This window comes from Cellulosimicrobium sp. NPDC030954 (assembly GCF_055571305.1).
This window is the reverse complement of the sequence record NZ_JBVIFN010000002.1, coordinates 212,329-229,848: the sequence shown is the minus strand read 5'-3', so window position 1 is coordinate 229,848 and position 17,520 is coordinate 212,329. Positions and strand designations below refer to the sequence as shown.

Below are 17,520 nucleotides of genomic sequence, written 5' to 3'. Positions count from 1 at the left end.
CCCACGACGCCGGAGGCGCACCCATGAGCACGCAGATCTTCGTCAACCTGCCCGTCAAGGACCTCGACGCCGCCAAGGCGTTCTACACGGCCCTCGGGTACTCGGTGAACGAGCAGTTCACGGACGAGAACGCGTCCTCGATCGTCCTCAGCGACACGATCTACGTCATGCTCCTCACCGAGGAGTTCGCGACGCGGTTCACGAACAAGGCGATCGCCGACGCGACCGCCACGACCGAGGTCATCAACGCGCTGAGCGTCGGCACGCGCGAGGAGGTCGACCGCCTCGCCGACGCCGCGTTCGCCGCCGGCGCGACCCCGGTGAAGGACCCCCAGGAGGAGGGCGGGTTCATGTACTCCCGCAGCTTCGCCGACCTCGACGGCCACCAGTGGGAGGTCCTCTTCATGGACCCGACCGCGTTCGAGGGCTGACGCACCGCTCGAGGGAGAGCCTCCCGGCTCGAGGGAGAACCCCGCGTGTCCTCCCTCGAGACCGGAGGCTCGACCTCGTGCCGGTCGGCCTCGGGAATCGGGCGGGCGCGCGCGCCGTTGCCGCCATCATGCGAGCCATCACCTACTCCCGCTACGGCGGCCCCGACGTCCTCGAGACGACCGACCTCCCGACCCCCAAGGTCGGGCCCGACTCCGTGCTCGTGCGCGTGCGCGCCGCGAGCGTCAACCCGGTGGACTGGAAGGTCCGCGAGGGGTACCTCGACCAGATCATGGACGCCGTCTTCCCGGTCGTCCCCGGCTGGGACGTCGCGGGCGTCGTCGAGCGCGTCGGGCTCGACACCCCGGAGCTCCAGGTGGGCGACGAGGTGTACGGGTACGTGCGCAAGGACGTCGTCGGCGGCGAGGTGTCGGGCGGGACGTTCGCCGAGCTCGTCGCGGCCCCGGTCCGCACGCTCGCGCGCAAGCCCGCGGCGTGGTCGTTCGAGGAGGCCGCCGCCGTCCCGCTCGCGGGTCTGACGGCGTACCAGACGATCCGGCGCGCGGGCGTCGCCGCCGGGCAGACCGTCCTCGTGCACGCCGCGGCCGGCGGCGTCGGGTCGTTCGCCGCGCAGATCGCCCGGGCGCTCGGCGCGCGCGTGATCGGCACGGCGTCCGAGCGCAACCACGACTTCCTGCGCTCGCTCGGCGCCGAGCCGGTCACGTACGGCGACGGGCTCGCGGACCGCGTCCGGGCGCTCGCGCCCGAGGGCGTCGACGTCGTCCTCGACTACGTGGGCGGCGACGCGCTCGACACCGTGCCCCAGGTGCTGCGCGACGGCGGCACGGTCGCCTCGATCGTCGACGCCCGCGCGCGCGACGAGCTCGGCGGGCACTACGTCTGGGTGCGCCCCGACGCGGCCGACCTTGCGGAGCTCGCGCGCCTCGGCGAGGAGGGCGTCCTACGTCCGGAGGTCGCGGAGGTGTTCGACCTCGCCGACGCCGCCGACGCGCACCGCGCGAGCCAGTCCGGCCACGTGCGCGGCAAGGTCGTCGTCCGGGTCTGAACCCCGCGAGATCGACGCCGTCAGGCGTCCGGCAGCTCGCGCAGCGGCGACGTGAGGTCGCCGCCCGCGTCCCCCGTGTTCACGGTCCCCCGGCGCTCGACGAGCACCGCGGAGGTCTCGACGTCGGCCCGCGGGCGGTGCTCGACGCCGCGTGGCACGACGAACAGGTCGTGCGGCCCCAGCACGACCGCACGCTCGACGCCGTCCTCGCGCAGGTCGATCGTCAGCTCGCCCGCGAGCACGAGGAACAGCTCGTCGGTCTCGGGGTGGTCGTGCCAGACGAACTCGCCCAGCACCTTGACCACCTTGACGTCCTCGTCGTCGAGGCTCGCGACCCGGTGCGGCTGCCAGTGCCCGTCGAACGCGTCGAGGGCGGCGAAGAGGTTGCGCACGTCGGTCATGTGCCCACCCTGCCACTCCCCCCGCGCAGCGCGAGATCGACCCGCACGTCCGAGATCGACCTTCAGAGGGTCGACGTCGGAGCTCTCGGGTCGATCTCGCGGGTGGGCGGTGCCACGCTGGCACCATGAGCAGCACCGACGCCGCACGTCCGGGGGGCGCGTTCGGCCCCGAGGTCTACGCCGCCCGCCGCGAGCGCGCGGCTGCGCACGCCCGTGAGGCCGGCCTCGCGGGGCTGCTCGTCTCGCCCGGCCCGGACCTCGCCTACTTCACCGGCTACGCGCCGCCGGACACCGAGCGCCTCACGCTGCTCGTCCTCCCCACGGGCGAGCCGGGCGCACGGACCGGCGCGTCCGTCGTCGTGCCGCTGCTCGAGCGGGGCGACCTGGCCTCGGCCCCGGGCGCGGACGGGCTCGACGTCGTGACCTGGCGGGACGGCGACGACGAGCACGCCGCCGCCGCGCGGCTCCTCGACGGGACCGGCACCTACGCCGTCTCGGACTCGACGTGGGCCCTGCACGTGCTCGGTCTCCAGCGAGCCCTCCCGGACGCGCGGTTCACCGCGTTCACCGACGCCGTCCCGACGCTGCGCGCCGTCAAGGACGCGCAGGAGGTCGAGCGCCTCGCCGCGGCAGGCGCCGCCGCCGACGCGGCGTTCACCCAGGTCCGCGAGGTCGCGTTCGCGGGCCGGCGCGAGCGGGACGTCGCCGCCGACCTCGACCGGTTCCTGCGCGAGCACGGGCACGAGCAGGTCGACTTCACGCTCGTGTGCGCCGGCCCGAACGGCGCCGACCCGCACCACGACGCGGGCGACCGGGTCATCGAGCCGGGCGACCTCGTCGTGCTCGACTTCGGCGGGCTGCGCCACGGGTACGGCTCCGACACGACGCGCACGGTCCTCGTCGAGGGCGGCACCGACGACGCCCTGGCAGCACAGCAGCGCGAGGTCTACGACGTCGTCCGCCGCGCCCAGCAGGCGGGGGTCGACGCGGTGCGTCCGGGCGCGACGTGCCAGGACGTCGACCGCGCCGCGCGCGCCGTCATCACCGACGCGGGCTACGGCGAGTTCTTCGTGCACCGCACGGGGCACGGCATCGGCACCACGACCCACGAGCCGCCGTACATGGTCGAGGGCGAGGACCGGCCGATCGAGCCCGGCATGTGCTTCTCCGTCGAGCCGGGCGTCTACCTGCCCGGCCGCTTCGGCGTGCGGATCGAGGACATCGTCGTCGCGTTCCCGCCCGACGTGCCCGACGGCGCACGCCGCCTCAACACCTCGACGCACGACCTCCAGACCGTCCGGTGAGAGACCCGGCGCGCTGGCCCGCCTACAACGCGGCCCAGCGCGGGCGGCCCGTGCGTGACCTGTGCCGCCGGGTCCTCGACCTCGCGGGTCCGGGCGACCGGCGCCTCGCGCTCGACCTGGGCTGCGGGGCGGGCGTCGAGACGGCCGCGATGCTCGACGCCGGGTGGCGCGTCGTCGCGCTCGACCCGGCCCCGGGGACGGGAGACCTGGTGCGCGACGCCGTCCGGCCGGGCGACCGCACCCGGCTCGCCGTGCACGAGGCCGGCTTCGCAGACGTCTCCACCCTGGTCGACCCCGCGTCCGTAGGCCTCGTTCATGCGAGCTACTCGCTCCCGCACGTGCCCCGCCCGGCGTTCGACGACGCCTGGTGGCAGGTCCGCAGCGCACTCTCCCCGGGCGGGTGGCTCGCCGTCGACCTGTTCGGCGACCGCGACTCGTGGGCGGGCGCACCGGACGAGACCTTCCTGACCCGCGCCGAGGTGGGCGGCCTGCTCGCCGGGCTGGACGTCGTCGTGCTCGACGAGGTCGAGGAGGACGGCGAGGCGTTCAGCGGGCCCAAGCACTGGCACACGTACGCCGTGGTCGCCCGCGCACCCGGCTGAGCCCGCGTCGCTCAGCCGAGCGCGTCCGCGGTCGCGCGCACCTTCTCGTTGCGGATGCCGACCCAGCTCAGCGCGCCGCCGAGGACGAGCAGCGCGGCGGTGACGACGAGCGAGCGGTGGAAGCCATCGAGGTCGAGCACGCCGCCGACGATCACGCCCGCGAACGCGATGACGACGAGCCCTGCGACGCGGGACACCGCGTTGTTGACCGCCGAGCCGATGCCGGCGTCGGCCGCGGGGATCGAGCCGAGGATGGCGGACGTGAGGGGCGCGACGGTCATCGCAAGGCCGAGGCCGAAGAGCACGAGGCCGGGCAGGACCTGGGTGACGTAGACGGCGTCGTCGGTCGTCGTGAGCAGGAGCAGGTAGCCGGCCCCGCCGACGAGCGGCCCGACCGTCATGAACAGGCGCGGACCGTACCGGCCCGCGAGCGCCCCGAACCGCGTGGACAGCGCGAGGAGCACGAGGGTCACCGGGAGCTGCGCGAGCCCGGCGGCGGTCGCGCTGTACCCGCCGACCTGCTGGAGGAACAGCGTGACGACGAACCCGCCGAAGTAGAGCGCCCCGTAGATGGCGGCGGTCGCGAGGTTGCCCCAGGCGAAGTTGCGCACGCGGAACAGGCGCGGCGGGAGCATGGGGTCGGGGGCGCGCCGCTCCCACCAGACGAACACCACGAGGCACGCGACGCCGACGACGCACGGCCCCCACACCACCGGGCTCGCCCACCCGAACCGCCCCTGCTCGATGAGCGCGAACACGGTGCCCGCGAGCCCGACGGCGGCGAGCGTCGCCCCGGCGACGTCGATGTGCCGTCGCCCGTCTGGGCCACCCGCGGCGCCCGGCTCCTCCGCCGCCGACCGCGGCACGCCGCGCAGCAGCCACAGCGTCACCGCGACGGGGAGCACGTTGATCCAGAACACCCAGCGCCACGAGATGGTGTCGATGAGGATCCCGCCGAGCAGCGGCCCCACGAGCGACGCCGTGCTGGTCCACGCGGTCCAGGAGCCGATCGCGCGGGACTGCCGCTCGCCGTCGAACGTCGAGATGATCATGGCGAGCGAGCTGGGCACGAGCAGGGCGCCCGCGACGCCCTGGAGCCCGCGCGCCACCACGAGGAAGAGCCCGTCGGGGGCGAGCGCGCACGCGACCGACGTCACCGCGAAGCCGACGAGGCCGATCGCCATGACGCGGCGCCGGCCGTGGACGTCGGACAGCGAGCCCGCCAGGAGGATGAGCGCGCCGAGCGTGATCATGTAGGCGTCGACGACCCACTGCTGCAGCGCCAGACCCGTGACCGGGCCGGTGGTCAGCTCGGCGGAGATCGCGGGCAGCGCGACGTTGACCACCGAGCCGTCCAGGAACGACACGAACGACGCGAGGACCGCGACCACCAGCACCCGCTGCTGCACCGTCACCGACCCACCGTACGACTCCGCTCTCATGCCGTCCCGACCGAGCGGGGCGGCACGGCGTGACGCGTGGGGAGCAGCTGGCGACCGCTCGACACCATACCTAGAGGTAGGTATGGTACGGAGCATGACGACGACCACCGCCCGCGCGCGCCTCGTCGCCGCCGCGCAGGAGCTGTTCTGGGCCCAGGGCGTCGGCGCGACCAGCCCGCGCGAGGTCCTCGCCGCGAGCGGCGTGGGCCAGGGCAGCCTCTACCACCACTTCCCCACCAAGCACGACCTCGCGGCGGCCGCCGTGCACGCCACGACGACGGCCGGCCTCGACGCCGCGCACCGCGACCTCGACGCGGGCGGATCGGCCGTCGAACGCCTCGTCCGCTACCTCGAGCGGCCGCGGCCCGCGCTCGCCGGCTGCAAGGTCGGGCGGCTCGTGAGCGACCAGGCCGTCATGGACGACGCCACGCTGGCGGCGGAAGTCCGGGCCTACTTCCGCGGGCTCGTCGACCTGGCCGCCGCCGTCCTGGCGGACGACGGGGTGCCCGACGACGCCGCCCGCGACCGCGCGCTCGCGGCCGTCGCCGTCGTGCAGGGCGGGTACGTCCTCGCGCGCGCCCTCGACGACCCCGACGCGATGACCGCGGCGGCCCGCGGGTTCGTCGCGCTCCTGGACCCTCGACCCGCCGACCCGCCGGAGGACGCATGACTGCCGCACCCGACCGCCCGTCCCTGCGCGAGCGCCTGCGCGCGCTGCCGGTGCTCGGCGCCGAGCTCCCCGGCCTCGACGTCGACGCGGCGCCCGACGAGCCGAGCACGCTCTTCGTCGAGTGGCTCGAGGAGGCGATCGACGCCGGCCTGCCGGCACCGCACGCCGCGACCCTCTCGACCGCCGACGCGAGCGGCCGGGTCGACGCCCGGACGCTGATCCTCAAGGACGTCGACGGCGACGGCTGGCTCTTCGCCACCCGCGCCGACTCGCCCAAGGGCCTGGCGCTCGCGCAAAACCCGAACGCCGCGCTGACGTTCTTCTGGCGCGAGCTCGGCCGCCAGGTGCGGGTGCGCGGTCCGGTGGTCCCGCTCGGCCCCGACGCGTCCGCCGCCGACTTCCGCGCCCGCTCCGACTTCTCCCGTGCGACCGCGCTCGCCGGGCCGCAGAGCGCCCCGCTCGCGTCGCGGGACGCCTACCGGACCGCGTGGGACGCGGCGCTCGCGCGGGTCCGCGCCGAGCCCGACGTCGTCCTCGACGCCTGGACGGCGTACGCGCTGGAGCCCACGAGCGTCGAGTTCTGGGCGTCCTCGCCCGAGGGCCAGACCCGACTCCGCTACACCGCACGACCCGACGCCGGAACCGACGAACGCCTCCCCTGGACGAAGGAGCTCCTGTGGCCCTGACCGGAACCAGCCCGCTCGCCCTCCCCGACGTCGAGGACGTGCGCCACGACGCCCGGTCCGCGCTCGCCGCCGTCACCGCCGCGACGCGCGCCCTCGACGACGACGCCCTCGCCGGCTCCTCGGACCTCCCCGGCTGGTCGCGCAGCCACGTGCTCGCGCACGTCACGGCGATCGGCGAGGCGATGGCCCGCCAGGCGGAGCGCGCCGCGCGCGACGAGCTCGTCGAGGTGTACGACGGCGGAGCCGCCGGCCGCGAGGCCGGCATCCAGGCGGGTGCCCGCCGGTCCGTCGCCGAGCACGTCGCCGCGCTCGAGTCGCTCGCCGAGCGCCTCGACGCCGCGTGGCCCGCTCCCGGGTCGTCCGGGTGGGACGCCCCCGTGACCTACCGCGACGGGACCGTCGCCGACGCGCTCGTCGCATGGTGGCGCGAGTCCCGCATCCACGCCGTGGACCTCGACGCCGGGATCGGCCTCGACACCTGGCCGCGCGCGCTCGGCCTCCACCTCCTCGACTTCCTCGGGGTCCGCCTCACGGACGACGTCGTGGTCGAGGTCGCGAGCGAGCCCACCGCGCTCGGGGTGGGTCCGGGCGGCCTTCGCCTCGCCGCCGAACCCGGGGTCTCTCCCGACTCGGAGACTCCCGTGGGGAGCGACCCCGGGTTCGACGCGCGAGCCGGTGTCGTCGTCCGGGGTCGCCTCACCGACGTCGCCGCCTGGCTCGCGGGCCGCGCCCCCGACGCCGAACCCCTCGCCTTCCGCTCCGGCGAACGGGTCACCCTCCCCGACATCGGCCCCTGGCCCTCCCCGTACTCGCCGCCGCGGTAGACCCGCGGTGCGGTTCGGCGCGTGGTCTGGTCTCGGGCACGAGCCGAACCCGCCGCTCAGCCGTCGACGCTTCTGAGCACTCCGCGGCCTTGCTCTACCTCGGCGGACGGGGCCCCGGGGTGTGGGTGAGACGTCCGGCCTGTGCCGGTCGGGACGTTCGTCCCGGGAAAGTGTGACGCACGCCCGTGATGGAACGCACACTTAGTGCACTCTTTCACAAGCGTAGAATCGGAGCGTGTCGAGTCGAGCGAGCAACCCCGCAAGCAGCGCAGACCAGATCGACGTAGCACTCATCGGCGGTGGCATCATGAGCGCCACGCTGGGAGCCCTCCTCAAGGTCCTGGAACCCTCCTGGACCGTGCGCATCTACGAGCGTCTGGACGCCGTGGCGCAGGAGTCGTCGAACCCGTGGAACAACGCCGGGACCGGCCATGCCGCCCTGTGCGAGCTGAACTACACGCCGGAGAAGGCGGACGGCTCGATCGACATCACCAAGGCGGTGAAGATCAACGAGCAGTTCGAGGTGTCGCGCGAGTTCTGGCACCACCTGCTGACGACGGGCGCGCTCCCGCAGCCCGCGAGCTTCATCTCCCGCACGCCGCACATGACCTTCGTGCGCGGCGCGAAGAACGTCGACTACCTGCGCCGCCGGTTCGAGACGCTGCGCCAGCACCCGCTGTTCAGCGAGCTCGAGTTCAGCGACGACCCCGCCGTGATCGCCGAGTGGGCCCCGCTCCTCGTCGCCGAGCGCGACGGTGACGAGCCGGTCGCGGCGACGCGCGCGACGAGCGGCACGGACGTCGACTTTGGCGCCCTCACGCAGCAGCTCGTCGACCACCTCGTCTCGCAGGGCACGCAGCTCTACCTCGAGCACGAGGTCAAGAACCTCAAGAAGACGAAGGACGGTCGCTGGCGCCTGACGGTCAAGGACCGTTCGTGGAACGCCCCGAAGCGCCGCTCCACGGTCGAGGCCCGGTTCGTGTTCGTCGGCGCCGGAGGCGGCGCCCTGCCGCTGCTCCAGGCCGCGGGCATCCCGGAGGCCAAGGGCTACGGCGGCTTCCCCATCAGCGGCGAGTTCCTGCGCACCGACAGCCCCGAGTTCGTCGCGCAGCACCAGGCCAAGGTCTACGGCAAGGCAGACGTCGGCTCGCCGCCCATGTCCGTCCCGCACCTGGACACGCGCGTCGTCGACGGCAAGACGTACCTGATGTTCGGCCCGTACGCGGGGTTCAGCCCCAAGTTCCTCAAGAAGGGCAAGTACCTGGGCCTGCTCACGTCGCTGCGCCTGCACAACATCGGCTCGATGCTCGGCGCCGGGCTCAAGAACATGGACCTCACCCAGTACCTGGTGGGCCAGCTCCTGGCGAGCCCGGAGACCAAGTTCACCGCCCTCCAGGCCTTCATGCCGACGGCGCACCCCAAGGACTGGGAGACGATCACCGCGGGCCAGCGCGTCCAGGTGATCAAGAAGGACGAGGACGGCAAGGGTGTCCTGGAGTTCGGCACCGAGGTCATCGCCGCGGGCGACGGCTCCATCGCGGGCCTGCTCGGCGCCTCTCCGGGCGCGTCGACCGCGGTCCCCGCGATGATCGACCTGCTGGAGCGCTGCTTCCCCGCCCGCTTCACCAAGTGGCGCCCCGAGCTCGCGACGATGATCCCGAGCCTCGGCCACGCCCCTTGGGAGGCCGAGGAGCTCGAGGGTCTCGACCAGCTCACCGGCGGCGCGGACGTCGACGCGGTCGGCTCGCGCGCCTGACCTCGACCTGACGTCCCTCCCCCGACGACGGCCCGGACCTCCACGAGGTCCGGGCCGTCGCGTCTCTCTCGCCGCGTCTCGGTCGTCGCATCTCTGTCGCGGCGTCTCTGCAGCCGCCTCCCTGCCGTCCTGGCCGTCTCGCGTCCGCCGTCGTGCGTCCGCCGGCGTGCGTCCGCCGCGGGCACCGACCAGGTCAGCGCGGGAGCGGCACGCGCCGCGCCGCGCTCGGCGGACGCCGGGACGACGTCGGCGGCTCAGGGAGCGTCGCCGGCGCCGGGAGCGCACCCCGGACGCCGTCGCGCACGGCGGGGTTCGGGACGACGCGTCGCAGCACGAGCTCGGCCGCGACCTCGTGCGGGTCGACGGGCGCGCCCGACGCACCCTGCGCGCCTTGCGCCTCCGGGCGGGAGGCCGCTGCCCGCAGGTCGGCGTCGAGGCGCTCCGCGTCCCGGTCCCACCGCTCGCCCTGGACCGCCCGGTCGCCCCACGCGCCGGCACCCGGCCATGCGCCGTCGGACCCCGCGGGGAACCACGGCCACGCGCGGTCCTCGCGCCGCACCGCGAGCGCCCCGACGGTCGGGCCGACGACGAGGAGAAGAACCATCACACCCCAGAAGATGTCCATGCCCCCACCCTTCCGCCGGGCGGCACCGCCGACGAGTGGCAGGACTGACACCTCTCGACAAGATCCCGCCACGGGCGTAGCGTGCCGTGCATGGTGCACTCCGTCGCGACCGTCGTGTGCGACGGCCTGGCCCCGTTCGAGTTCGGCGTCGTGTGCGAGGTGTTCGGCCTCGACCGCAGCGAGGACGGCGTCCCGCCGTTCGACTTCCGCGTGTGCGGTCCGGTCGCCGGGTCGCCCGTCCGCACCTCGGTCGGCGCGCAGGTCGTCCCCGACCACGGGCTCGACGCGACGGACGACGCCGACCTCCTCATCGTCCCGGCGATCCGCATCGGCTCGCACTACCCGCCCGAGGTGCTGGACGCGGTCCGGCGCGCGTCCGAGCGCGGCGCGCTGCTGCTGAGCGTGTGCTCGGGGGTCTTCCTCCTCGCCGCGGCCGGGGTGATCGAGGGCCGGCGGGTCACGACCCACTGGATGCACGCCGACGAGCTGCGCCGCCGGTACCCGAGCCTCGACATCGACCCGGACGTCCTGTTCGTCGACGACGGCAACCTCGTCACGAGCGCCGGGACCGCCGCGGGGATCGACGCGTGCCTGCACCTCGTGCGGCGCGAGCTCGGGGCCAAGGCCGCGAACACGATCGCGCGGCGCATGGTCGTGCCGCCCCAGCGCGAGGGCGGGCAGCGGCAGTTCATCGAGCGCCCGGTCCCCGAGTGCGCGGAGGACTCGTTCGCCGAGCTGCTGGAGTGGATGACCGAGCACCTCGACGAGCCGCTCACGGTGCGGGACCTGGCGCTCCGGGCCCACACCTCGGAGCGCACGTTCGCGCGCTCGTTCGTCGCCCAGACGGGCACGACGCCGCTCGCGTGGCTCACGTCGCAGCGCGTGGGGCACGCGCAGTCCCTCCTCGAGGAGTCGACGCTGGACCTCGAGGAGGTCGCGCGGCGCTGCGGGTTCGGGTCGGCGGCGCTCCTGCGCCACCACTTCCGGCGCGCGGTCGGCATCACGCCCACGGAGTACCGCCAGACTTTCCGCTTCGCCGCCTGACCTCGCCGCGCCGGTCGGCTCCTTCGCGAGTCCTTCACCTGCCCTGCGTGTGCGAGCAACCTACGGTCCCGTAGGGTAGAGCCATCTGCACCACGAGCACCCGCTCACCTCCGCGGCTGGGAAGTCGACACCGACACCCCGCGAGGACACATGACCTCTGCCGCAGTGCGCCCGGGCTTCCGGGCCACCCGCCCCCGCACCGACGAGCCGGGCGCCGTCACCAGCACGTACAGCGCGCTGTCGCGCACCGTGCGCGACGCCGGTCTGCTCCACCGGACGCACGGCTACTACCTGTGGACCCTCGCCGTGCTGACGCTCGCGCTCGGCGGCGCCGTCGCCGGGTTCGTCCTCCTGGGCGACTCGTGGTTCCAGCTCCTGATCGCCGGCGCGCTCGGCCTGATCTTCACCCAGTTCGCGTTCGTCGCCCACGAGGCGTCGCACCGGCAGGTCTTCGCGTCGGGCCCCGCGAACGACCGCCTGGGGCGCATCCTCGCGAACGGCGTGGTGGGGATCAGCCACTCGTGGTGGATGAACAAGCACACGCGCCACCACGCGAACCCCAACCAGCGCGGCAAGGACCCGGACATCGCGCCCGACGTCGTCGTGTTCCTCGACGACGACGCCGCGGCCGCCAAGGGGCTCAACGCGCTCATCAACCGGTACCAGGGCTGGCTGTTCTTCCCGCTGCTCACGCTCGAGGGACTCAACCTGCACGTCCAGGCGTACCGCTCGCTCCTCGCGGGCGGCCGCACGCGCGGCAACCTCCGCGACCGGGTCCGTGAGCTCGTCATCCTCACGCTGCGCCTGTCGCTCTACGTGGGGGCGATCTTCTGGTTCCTGCCGCTCGGCATGGCGTTCGCGTTCCTCGGCGTGCAGCTCGCCGTGTTCGGGGTCTACATGGGGGCGTCGTTCGCGCCCAACCACAAGGGCATGGCGATCATCCCCGAGAACACCAAGATCGACTTCCTGTCCAAGCAGGTCCTCACGTCGCGGAACATCCGCGGCGGCTGGTGGATGAACGTCCTCATGGGCGGGCTCAACTTCCAGATCGAGCACCACCTCTTCCCGAGCATGCCGCGCCCGCACCTCGCGCGGGCGCGCGAGATCGTGCGCGAGCACTGCGCGAACCTCGGCCTGCCCTACACGGAGACGAGCCTCGTGCAGTCCTACGGCATCGTCGTGCGGTATCTCAACCGCGTCGGCCTCTCGGCGCGCGACCCGTTCGACTGCCCGATGTTCCGCCAGCTCCGCAAGGTCTGACGGGGCCGCGGCGCGCCGTCGGGTCCCGCGGGCCCGACGACGCGCGAGCCGGTCAGGCCGACGCCGCGTGCCCGTGCCGCCAGTACCCGACGAAGTCGACGTGCGTCTTGGGGACGCCGCGGTCGTTGACGAGGTGGCGGCGCACCCCGGTCGCGAGGGTCGACTCCCCGACCGCGTACGCGTAGACGGGACCGGACGGCAGGTCGGCCGACCGCACCGCCTCGAGCGCCAGCGCGCCGGGCAGGAGCGCGTGCGGGTCGGTGCCCTCAGGAGCGGAGTCCTCCCGCACGACCCAGCGCAGCTCGACCCCGGCCGGGACGCGGAAGTCCTGCGCGTCCGCCGCCTCGGGAATCTCGACGATCGCGAGGCCGCGCGCGTCGTCGGGCAGCGACTCGCAGATGCCCGCGACCGCGGGCAGCCCGGTCTCGTCGGCGACGACGAGGGTCCAGTCGTGCGGGACGCGCGGGTTGTACCCCACCCCCTGGTCGAGCACGCCGACACGGTCCCCCGCCTGGGCGGACAGCGCGAACGAGGACGCGGGCCCGGCGTCGCCATGCACGACGAAGTCCACGTCGATCTCGCGCAGATCGGGCCGCGCGGCGCGCACCGTGTAGTTGCGGACCCAGGGCCGGCGCGCCTTGGGTGTCGCGAGGTACTGGACGTACCACATGCCCGAGGTCCGGGTAGGCAGGCGCAGGGAGTCCTGGTCGTCGCGGGCGAGGAACATCCGGAACCACTGGTCGAAGCCCATGGGCGTGAAGAGGTCCATGTCCTCGCCGCCGAGGGTCACCCGCACGACGTTCGGGCTCACCCGCTTGCTGCCCACCACGCTCAGCGTGACGACGTGCGCGTCGGCGGGCTTGACCATCGTGAAGGTGGCCACCAGCGGCTCCTCGGGGTGCGGCCCGGGCCTCCCGGGCGGACGACGGCCCCGCGACCACGGCGACCCGTAGCAAGGTTAGCCTCACCTATGGGTCGCCGTCGATGTGGTCGATCCCACACCCCCCGCGGCGCTCCCCCGGCCGGAGACGCCGCGCGCCGCTGTCATGCTCGACGCGTGGAGCTCCCCGTCGCCTGGTCCGTCGTCCTGCTCGTCGCCGCCGCGTGGAACCTGCTCATCTGGCCGCGCTTCCTCCAGCGCATCGCCAAGGACCCGCGCTCGCGCGACGCCGACGGCCGCGCGACCCGCTTCCTCACCGTCCACGTCGTGCTCATCACGGTCTCGCTCGTGCTGGCCGCCGCGGTGGGGGCGCTCGGCGTCCTCACGCTCGTCTGAGCCCGGCGAGCCGCTCCGGGTTCCGGAAGAGCAGGACGCGCACGACGCGCTCGCCGTCGTACTCGACGGACGCCGCCATCGCCGGCACCCCGTCCCGGGTCCACACGCCGCCCAGCGCGCCGTTGACGAACGCCGGCTCGAACGCCATCGCGGTCGTCTCGGGCTTCGCCGAGAGGCCCACGAGCATCCGTGCCACCTTGTCCGCGCCCATGACCGGGCGCAGCGCCGCGCGCGCCTTGCCGCCGCCGTCGCTCACCACGACGACGTCCGGCGCGAGGACCTCGACGAGCGCGGTCGTGTCGCCCGTGGCGCACGCGGCCATGAACCGCTCGACGGCGGCGCGCTGCGCGTCGTCGGGCGGCGTGAACCGCGGGCGACGCGCCCGCACGTGCTCGCGCGCGCGGTGCGCGGTCTGGCGCACGGCCGCAGGCGAGCGGTCGAGGCCCTCGGCGATCTCGTCGTACGGGACGTCGAACACCTCGCGCAGCACGAACACGGCGCGCTCGAGCGGGCTCAGCGTCTCCAGCACGACGAGCAGCGCCATCGAGACGTCCTCCGCGCGCTCGACCTGCAGCGCGGCGTCCGGCATCGTGAGGAGCGGGTCGGGCAGCCACGATCCCACGTACGTCTCGCGCCGCGTCCGCAGCGTGCGCAGCCGGTCGAGCGCGAGCCGGGTCGTCACGCGCACGAGGTAGGCGCGCGGGTCCAGGACGTCGGACCGGTCCGCCGACGACCACCGCAGCCACGCCTCCTGGACCACGTCCTCGGCGTCGGCCGCGGAGCCCGTCATCTCGTACGCGACCGTGAAGAGGAGCCGGCGGTGCACGGCGAACGGCGCGAGGGCCGGGCCGGGTCCGCGAAGGTCCGCGACGTCGTCGGGCAGCCGGTGCTCTGGGCGGTCGCTCACCCGGCCAGCCTGCCCGCCGTGCCCTCCGCACGCAGCCCGCCGCCGAGCGGGACCTCGCACCGGTCGCTGAAGCCCTGGCTGGACAGGCCGAGGGCCGCGTTGATCCGGCTGCGCAGGTTCTCCAGCGCGACGACGGCGGTGAGCTCGACGAACGCGGGCTCGCCCAGGTCGTCGACCAGCGCGGCCGCGAGCTCGTCCGTCACCGTCGGCGGGGTCGCGGTGGCCGCCTCGGCGTACTCGAGCACGCGCCGCTCGACGGCGGTGTACACGTCGCTCTCGCGCCACGCGGGCACGTCGTGGAGCTTGCGGGGGTCGACGTCCCCGTGCTCCGACTCCCAGTAGCCGAAGTCGACGCACCACGAGCAGCCGATCCGCACCGCGGACGCCATGACCGCGAGCGCGGACAGCGTCGGGTCGAGCGTCCGCCACCGCGCGACGCCGGCCTCGAGGACGCAGTACGTCGTCGCGACGCGCGGGTGGTGCCCGACGGCGGCGAGCGGCTCGAGCACGGCGCCGTACCGGCGTCGCGAGAGCGCCGCGAGCGTGCGGTTGAGCAGGGTCCGGGGTGGGTCGAGCGAGATGCGGGCCACGAGGGTCTCCTTCCGTCAGCCGGCGCGGTGCGCGCCGGTCGAGCGCGGGGTCGACCATCCAGACGCGCGCCACGGGCCGCGCGTGACACGCCCGCGCGTGACCTGCGTCACGGCCGGTGGGCGCGCTTCTCGTTGCCCCGGCGGTAGTTCCCCGTCGCCCGGGCGAGCAGGAGCTGCACCTCGCCCTCGTCGTCGCGCGCCTCGGCCCGCTCCAGGGCCGCGACGAGCCGGTCGGCCGCCGCCCCCGCGACGGTGACGACGACGCGACCGCCACGTGCGACCCGGACGCGACCGTCCTTGGTCACCTGGTGGTCGAACGGGTCGGGAAACGGGTCGGGGGGCGTGCGGTCGCTCGTCATTCCGCCACGCTAGGGCGCGTCGGACGGCACGCGCACGGCCTTTTGCCCGGCGCGCGGCGGCACGAGGTTCGCGAGCGGCGAGTAGCGCGGCACCCAGCGCGCGAGGGCCGCCGCGGACCCCGCGCCGAGGAGCGACGTCGCCCAGACGCCCGCCGCGAGCGACCCCAGCGCGGCACCCGCCGAGAGCACGAGGGGGCCGAGCGCGTCGCCGGTGTCCTGGAAGAGCCGCCACACGCTGAGGAAGGTCGGGCGCACGGCCGCCGGGGCGACGTCGGCCCCGAGCGTCATGACGATGCCCGACCCCATCCCGTTGCCGATCCCGAGCACGGCCGCGACGACGGTCACCGCGCCCACCGTGTGGGCGAGGGGCAGGAGCGCGAGGCCGACGGCCATGGTGAGCATCGACGGCACGGCGACCCACAGTCGCCCGAACCGGTCCATGACCTTGCCCGCCGGGTAGAACAGCAGCATGTCGAGCGCGCCGGAGACGCCGAAGACCAACGACGTCACCTCCGCGTCCAGCCCGAGGTGCTCGCCCCAGAGCGGGATGACGGTCTGGCGCGCCCCGCGGACCGCGCTCACGAGGAGGATCGCGACGCCGAGCGTCGCGAAGAGACGCCGGTGCTCGCGCGCGACGGCGGCGATCGTGACGCGTGGTCCGCCCGCCGCACGGCCAGCCCGGGAGCGGGCCCGACCGTCGCGCTCGCTCGCGTCCGGGCGCACGACGGCGAGCACCGCCACCGCGGCGAGCGCCGCCCCCGCCCCGAGCCAGTAGGCGCCCCGCACGTCCGTCGCCGCGATGACCGCGGCCCCGGCGAACGGGCCGAGGAACAGGCCGATACGGTGCACGCCCGCGAGCGTGGACAGGACGCGAGCTCGCCGCAGGGGCGGGGTGATCTCCGTGAGGTACGCCTGCCGGGCGAGGTTGAAGACGGCGGTCGACGCCCCGAGCGCGAGCACGCCCGCGGCGAGGCCCCCCAGGCTCGGCGTGAGCGCGATCGTCGTGAAGGCGGATGCTGCGACGCCGCCCGCGAGGAGCATCGCCGCGCGGTCTCCGAGCCGCTGGGCGAGGGCTCCGGCCGGGAGGTCGAACAGGATCTTGCCGATCGGGACGAGCGCGGCGACGAGCCCGGCGACCGTGAGGCTCGCGCCGCGCCCGGTCGCGGTGACCGCGACCACGGGCAGCATCGCGCCGACGCCGATCTCGAGGACGAGCGTCGGGACGAACGCGCCGAGGACGACGCTGCGGAGCGGGAAGAGCGGCGCGTCGGTGCCCGCCGGGGCGGTCACCGCACCTCCGCCGCGACCTCGACGCCCACCGGCTCGCCGTCGGGTCGCGCCACCTCCACCCCGCGGCACGCGGGAGCGTCGGCGAGGAGCTCGAGGAGCTGGGGCGCGGCGGACGCGGTGCTGTCCCAGCGCCCGGTCACGACCGACACGACCCAGCTCGGCGCGCCGCCCTCCGGCAGCGCGAGCGTGACGAGGCGCTCGGCCTGCGGCTTCGCGGCGACGTGGCGGGGCACGAGCGCGATGCCGAGGCCGCGGTCGACGAGCTCGAGGAGCGTGTGCACGTCGTTGACCGAGCAGCGCACGCGCCGGTGGACGCCGTGCGCCGCGCACGTCGCGTCGTTGACGGGACGCGCGCCCCACGAGGGGTCGAAGTCGACGAACTCCTGGCCGGAGAGGTCGGCCCAGTCGACCCGGCCGCGCGCGGCGAGCGGGTGCTCGGGCGCGCACACGAGCACGAGCGGCTCGCTCCCCAGGACCGTCTGGGACAGCGACCCCAGGTGCTCGGTGGTCGCGACGAACGCGACGTCGAGGTCGCCCTCGCGCACGCGCGCGAGCAGGTCGTGGGAGCCCGCCTGGACGAAGTGGATCTCGACCTGGGGGTAGCGACGGTGGAAGCGTTCGAGCAGCGCGGTGACGTCGAGGACGCCGAGGCACTGCTCGGAGCCGACGCGCAGCGAGCCGGACAGGGCGCGCGTCGCTCGGACGACGGCGTCGCGACCGGCGGCCGCCTGCGCGAGCATGGAGCGTGCGTGGGGCAGCAGCGCCAGGCCCGCCTCGGTGGGCTCGACGCGGCGCGTCGTGCGCGTGAACAGGCTCGCGCCCAGCTCCTCCTCGAGGCTGCGGACCGCGGCGGACAGGCCCGACTGGGAGACCCCGACGAGCTGGGCGGCCCGGGTGAACTGGCGCTCGTCCGCGAGCGCGACGAGGTACTCCATCTGACGAAGATCCATTGACCACTCGCACTTCTCGATATGACAACTACTAGTTGT

The 17,520-nt window shown here is 74.5% G+C and carries 20 protein-coding genes; 11 read left to right on the top strand and 9 right to left on the bottom strand.

Going from position 1 to position 17,520, the window contains the following annotated elements:
- The first annotated feature begins 23 nt into the window (after positions 1-23).
- Positions 24-431, top strand: coding sequence for a VOC family protein (locus ACZ402_RS06045; protein ID WP_375825939.1), 408 nt, complete (start codon positions 24-26; stop codon positions 429-431).
- A 128-nt stretch (positions 432-559) separates the two neighbouring features.
- Positions 560-1,495 (top strand): NADP-dependent oxidoreductase, encoded by a 936-nt coding sequence (locus ACZ402_RS06040; RefSeq protein ID WP_375825938.1) that lies wholly within the window; start codon positions 560-562, stop codon positions 1,493-1,495.
- Positions 1,496-1,515: 20 nt separating this feature from the next.
- Here ACZ402_RS06040 and ACZ402_RS06035 read toward each other — a convergent pair whose 3' ends face one another.
- A complete protein-coding gene (locus ACZ402_RS06035; RefSeq protein ID WP_375825937.1) occupies positions 1,516-1,896 on the bottom strand; it encodes a cupin domain-containing protein in 381 nt (126 codons plus the stop codon).
- A gap of 125 nt (positions 1,897-2,021) precedes the next feature.
- Between ACZ402_RS06035 and ACZ402_RS06030 the strand changes: the two genes are divergently transcribed.
- Complete coding sequence (locus tag ACZ402_RS06030; RefSeq protein WP_375825936.1) at positions 2,022-3,200, top strand: M24 family metallopeptidase; 1,179 nt, start codon at positions 2,022-2,024, stop codon at positions 3,198-3,200.
- Complete coding sequence (locus tag ACZ402_RS06025) at positions 3,197-3,802, top strand: class I SAM-dependent methyltransferase (protein ID WP_375825935.1); 606 nt, start codon at positions 3,197-3,199, stop codon at positions 3,800-3,802. The genes ACZ402_RS06030 and ACZ402_RS06025 overlap by 4 nt, the downstream gene beginning before the upstream one ends.
- A gap of 11 nt (positions 3,803-3,813) precedes the next feature.
- Here the strand turns inward: ACZ402_RS06025 and ACZ402_RS06020 are convergent, their stop codons facing one another.
- Positions 3,814-5,217, bottom strand: a complete 1,404-nt coding sequence (locus ACZ402_RS06020; RefSeq protein ID WP_375825934.1) for an MFS transporter — start codon at positions 5,215-5,217, stop codon at positions 3,814-3,816.
- A 121-nt stretch (positions 5,218-5,338) separates the two neighbouring features.
- Between ACZ402_RS06020 and ACZ402_RS06015 the strand changes: the two genes are divergently transcribed.
- The 4 genes from ACZ402_RS06015 (at position 5,339) to mqo (ending at position 9,180) form a co-directional block, all read left to right on the top strand.
- Positions 5,339-5,914 carry a TetR/AcrR family transcriptional regulator gene (locus ACZ402_RS06015; protein WP_375825933.1) on the top strand — a complete coding sequence of 192 codons (576 nt, stop codon included), beginning with the start codon at positions 5,339-5,341 and terminating at the stop codon, positions 5,912-5,914.
- Positions 5,911-6,600, top strand: coding sequence for a pyridoxine/pyridoxamine 5'-phosphate oxidase (locus ACZ402_RS06010; RefSeq protein WP_375825932.1), 690 nt, complete (start codon positions 5,911-5,913; stop codon positions 6,598-6,600). The genes ACZ402_RS06015 and ACZ402_RS06010 overlap by 4 nt, the downstream gene beginning before the upstream one ends.
- Complete coding sequence (locus tag ACZ402_RS06005) at positions 6,591-7,424, top strand: maleylpyruvate isomerase family mycothiol-dependent enzyme (RefSeq protein WP_375825931.1); 834 nt, start codon at positions 6,591-6,593, stop codon at positions 7,422-7,424. The genes ACZ402_RS06010 and ACZ402_RS06005 overlap by 10 nt, the downstream gene beginning before the upstream one ends.
- Before the next feature lie 235 nt (positions 7,425-7,659).
- Positions 7,660-9,180 (top strand): malate dehydrogenase (quinone), encoded by a 1,521-nt coding sequence (mqo, locus tag ACZ402_RS06000; RefSeq protein ID WP_375825930.1) that lies wholly within the window; start codon positions 7,660-7,662, stop codon positions 9,178-9,180.
- A 193-nt stretch (positions 9,181-9,373) separates the two neighbouring features.
- On the opposite strand, the gene ACZ402_RS05995 is transcribed toward mqo, so the two are convergent.
- Entirely contained in the window at positions 9,374-9,805 is a 432-nt protein-coding gene (locus ACZ402_RS05995) for a hypothetical protein (protein ID WP_375825929.1), read from the bottom strand.
- A gap of 90 nt (positions 9,806-9,895) precedes the next feature.
- Between ACZ402_RS05995 and ACZ402_RS05990 the strand changes: the two genes are divergently transcribed.
- Both ACZ402_RS05990 and ACZ402_RS05985 read left to right on the top strand, forming a co-directional pair.
- Positions 9,896-10,849, top strand: a complete 954-nt coding sequence (locus tag ACZ402_RS05990) for a helix-turn-helix domain-containing protein (protein WP_375825928.1) — start codon at positions 9,896-9,898, stop codon at positions 10,847-10,849.
- Between the two features lie 150 nt (positions 10,850-10,999).
- A complete protein-coding gene (locus tag ACZ402_RS05985) occupies positions 11,000-12,109 on the top strand; it encodes a fatty acid desaturase family protein (RefSeq protein ID WP_375825927.1) in 1,110 nt (369 codons plus the stop codon).
- A gap of 52 nt (positions 12,110-12,161) precedes the next feature.
- Here the strand turns inward: ACZ402_RS05985 and ACZ402_RS05980 are convergent, their stop codons facing one another.
- Positions 12,162-12,992: a siderophore-interacting protein gene (locus ACZ402_RS05980; protein WP_375825926.1), complete on the bottom strand. Its 831-nt coding sequence runs from the start codon at positions 12,990-12,992 to the stop codon at positions 12,162-12,164.
- Between the two features lie 174 nt (positions 12,993-13,166).
- Between ACZ402_RS05980 and ACZ402_RS05975 the strand changes: the two genes are divergently transcribed.
- Positions 13,167-13,385 (top strand): SCO4848 family membrane protein, encoded by a 219-nt coding sequence (locus tag ACZ402_RS05975; protein ID WP_375825925.1) that lies wholly within the window; start codon positions 13,167-13,169, stop codon positions 13,383-13,385.
- Here the strand turns inward: ACZ402_RS05975 and ACZ402_RS05970 are convergent.
- The 5 genes from ACZ402_RS05970 to ACZ402_RS05950 all read right to left on the bottom strand — a co-directional run bounded on the left by ACZ402_RS05970 (position 13,372) and on the right by ACZ402_RS05950 (position 17,481).
- The gene (locus tag ACZ402_RS05970; RefSeq protein WP_375825924.1) at positions 13,372-14,292 is read right to left on the bottom strand and encodes an RNA polymerase sigma-70 factor; all 921 of its coding nucleotides are present in this window, start codon (positions 14,290-14,292) and stop codon (positions 13,372-13,374) included. The genes ACZ402_RS05975 and ACZ402_RS05970 overlap by 14 nt on opposite strands.
- Positions 14,289-14,882, bottom strand: a complete 594-nt coding sequence (locus tag ACZ402_RS05965) for a carboxymuconolactone decarboxylase family protein (protein ID WP_375825923.1) — start codon at positions 14,880-14,882, stop codon at positions 14,289-14,291. Before ACZ402_RS05965 ends, ACZ402_RS05970 begins: the two co-directional genes overlap by 4 nt.
- 107 nt (positions 14,883-14,989) lie before the next feature.
- A complete protein-coding gene (locus tag ACZ402_RS05960) occupies positions 14,990-15,241 on the bottom strand; it encodes a hypothetical protein (RefSeq protein WP_375825922.1) in 252 nt (83 codons plus the stop codon).
- Between the two features lie 9 nt (positions 15,242-15,250).
- Positions 15,251-16,531 (bottom strand): MFS transporter, encoded by a 1,281-nt coding sequence (locus tag ACZ402_RS05955; RefSeq protein WP_375825921.1) that lies wholly within the window; start codon positions 16,529-16,531, stop codon positions 15,251-15,253.
- Positions 16,528-17,481 carry a LysR family transcriptional regulator gene (locus ACZ402_RS05950; protein WP_375825920.1) on the bottom strand — a complete coding sequence of 318 codons (954 nt, stop codon included), beginning with the start codon at positions 17,479-17,481 and terminating at the stop codon, positions 16,528-16,530. Before ACZ402_RS05950 ends, ACZ402_RS05955 begins: the two co-directional genes overlap by 4 nt.
- Positions 17,482-17,520: the final 39 nt, after the last annotated feature.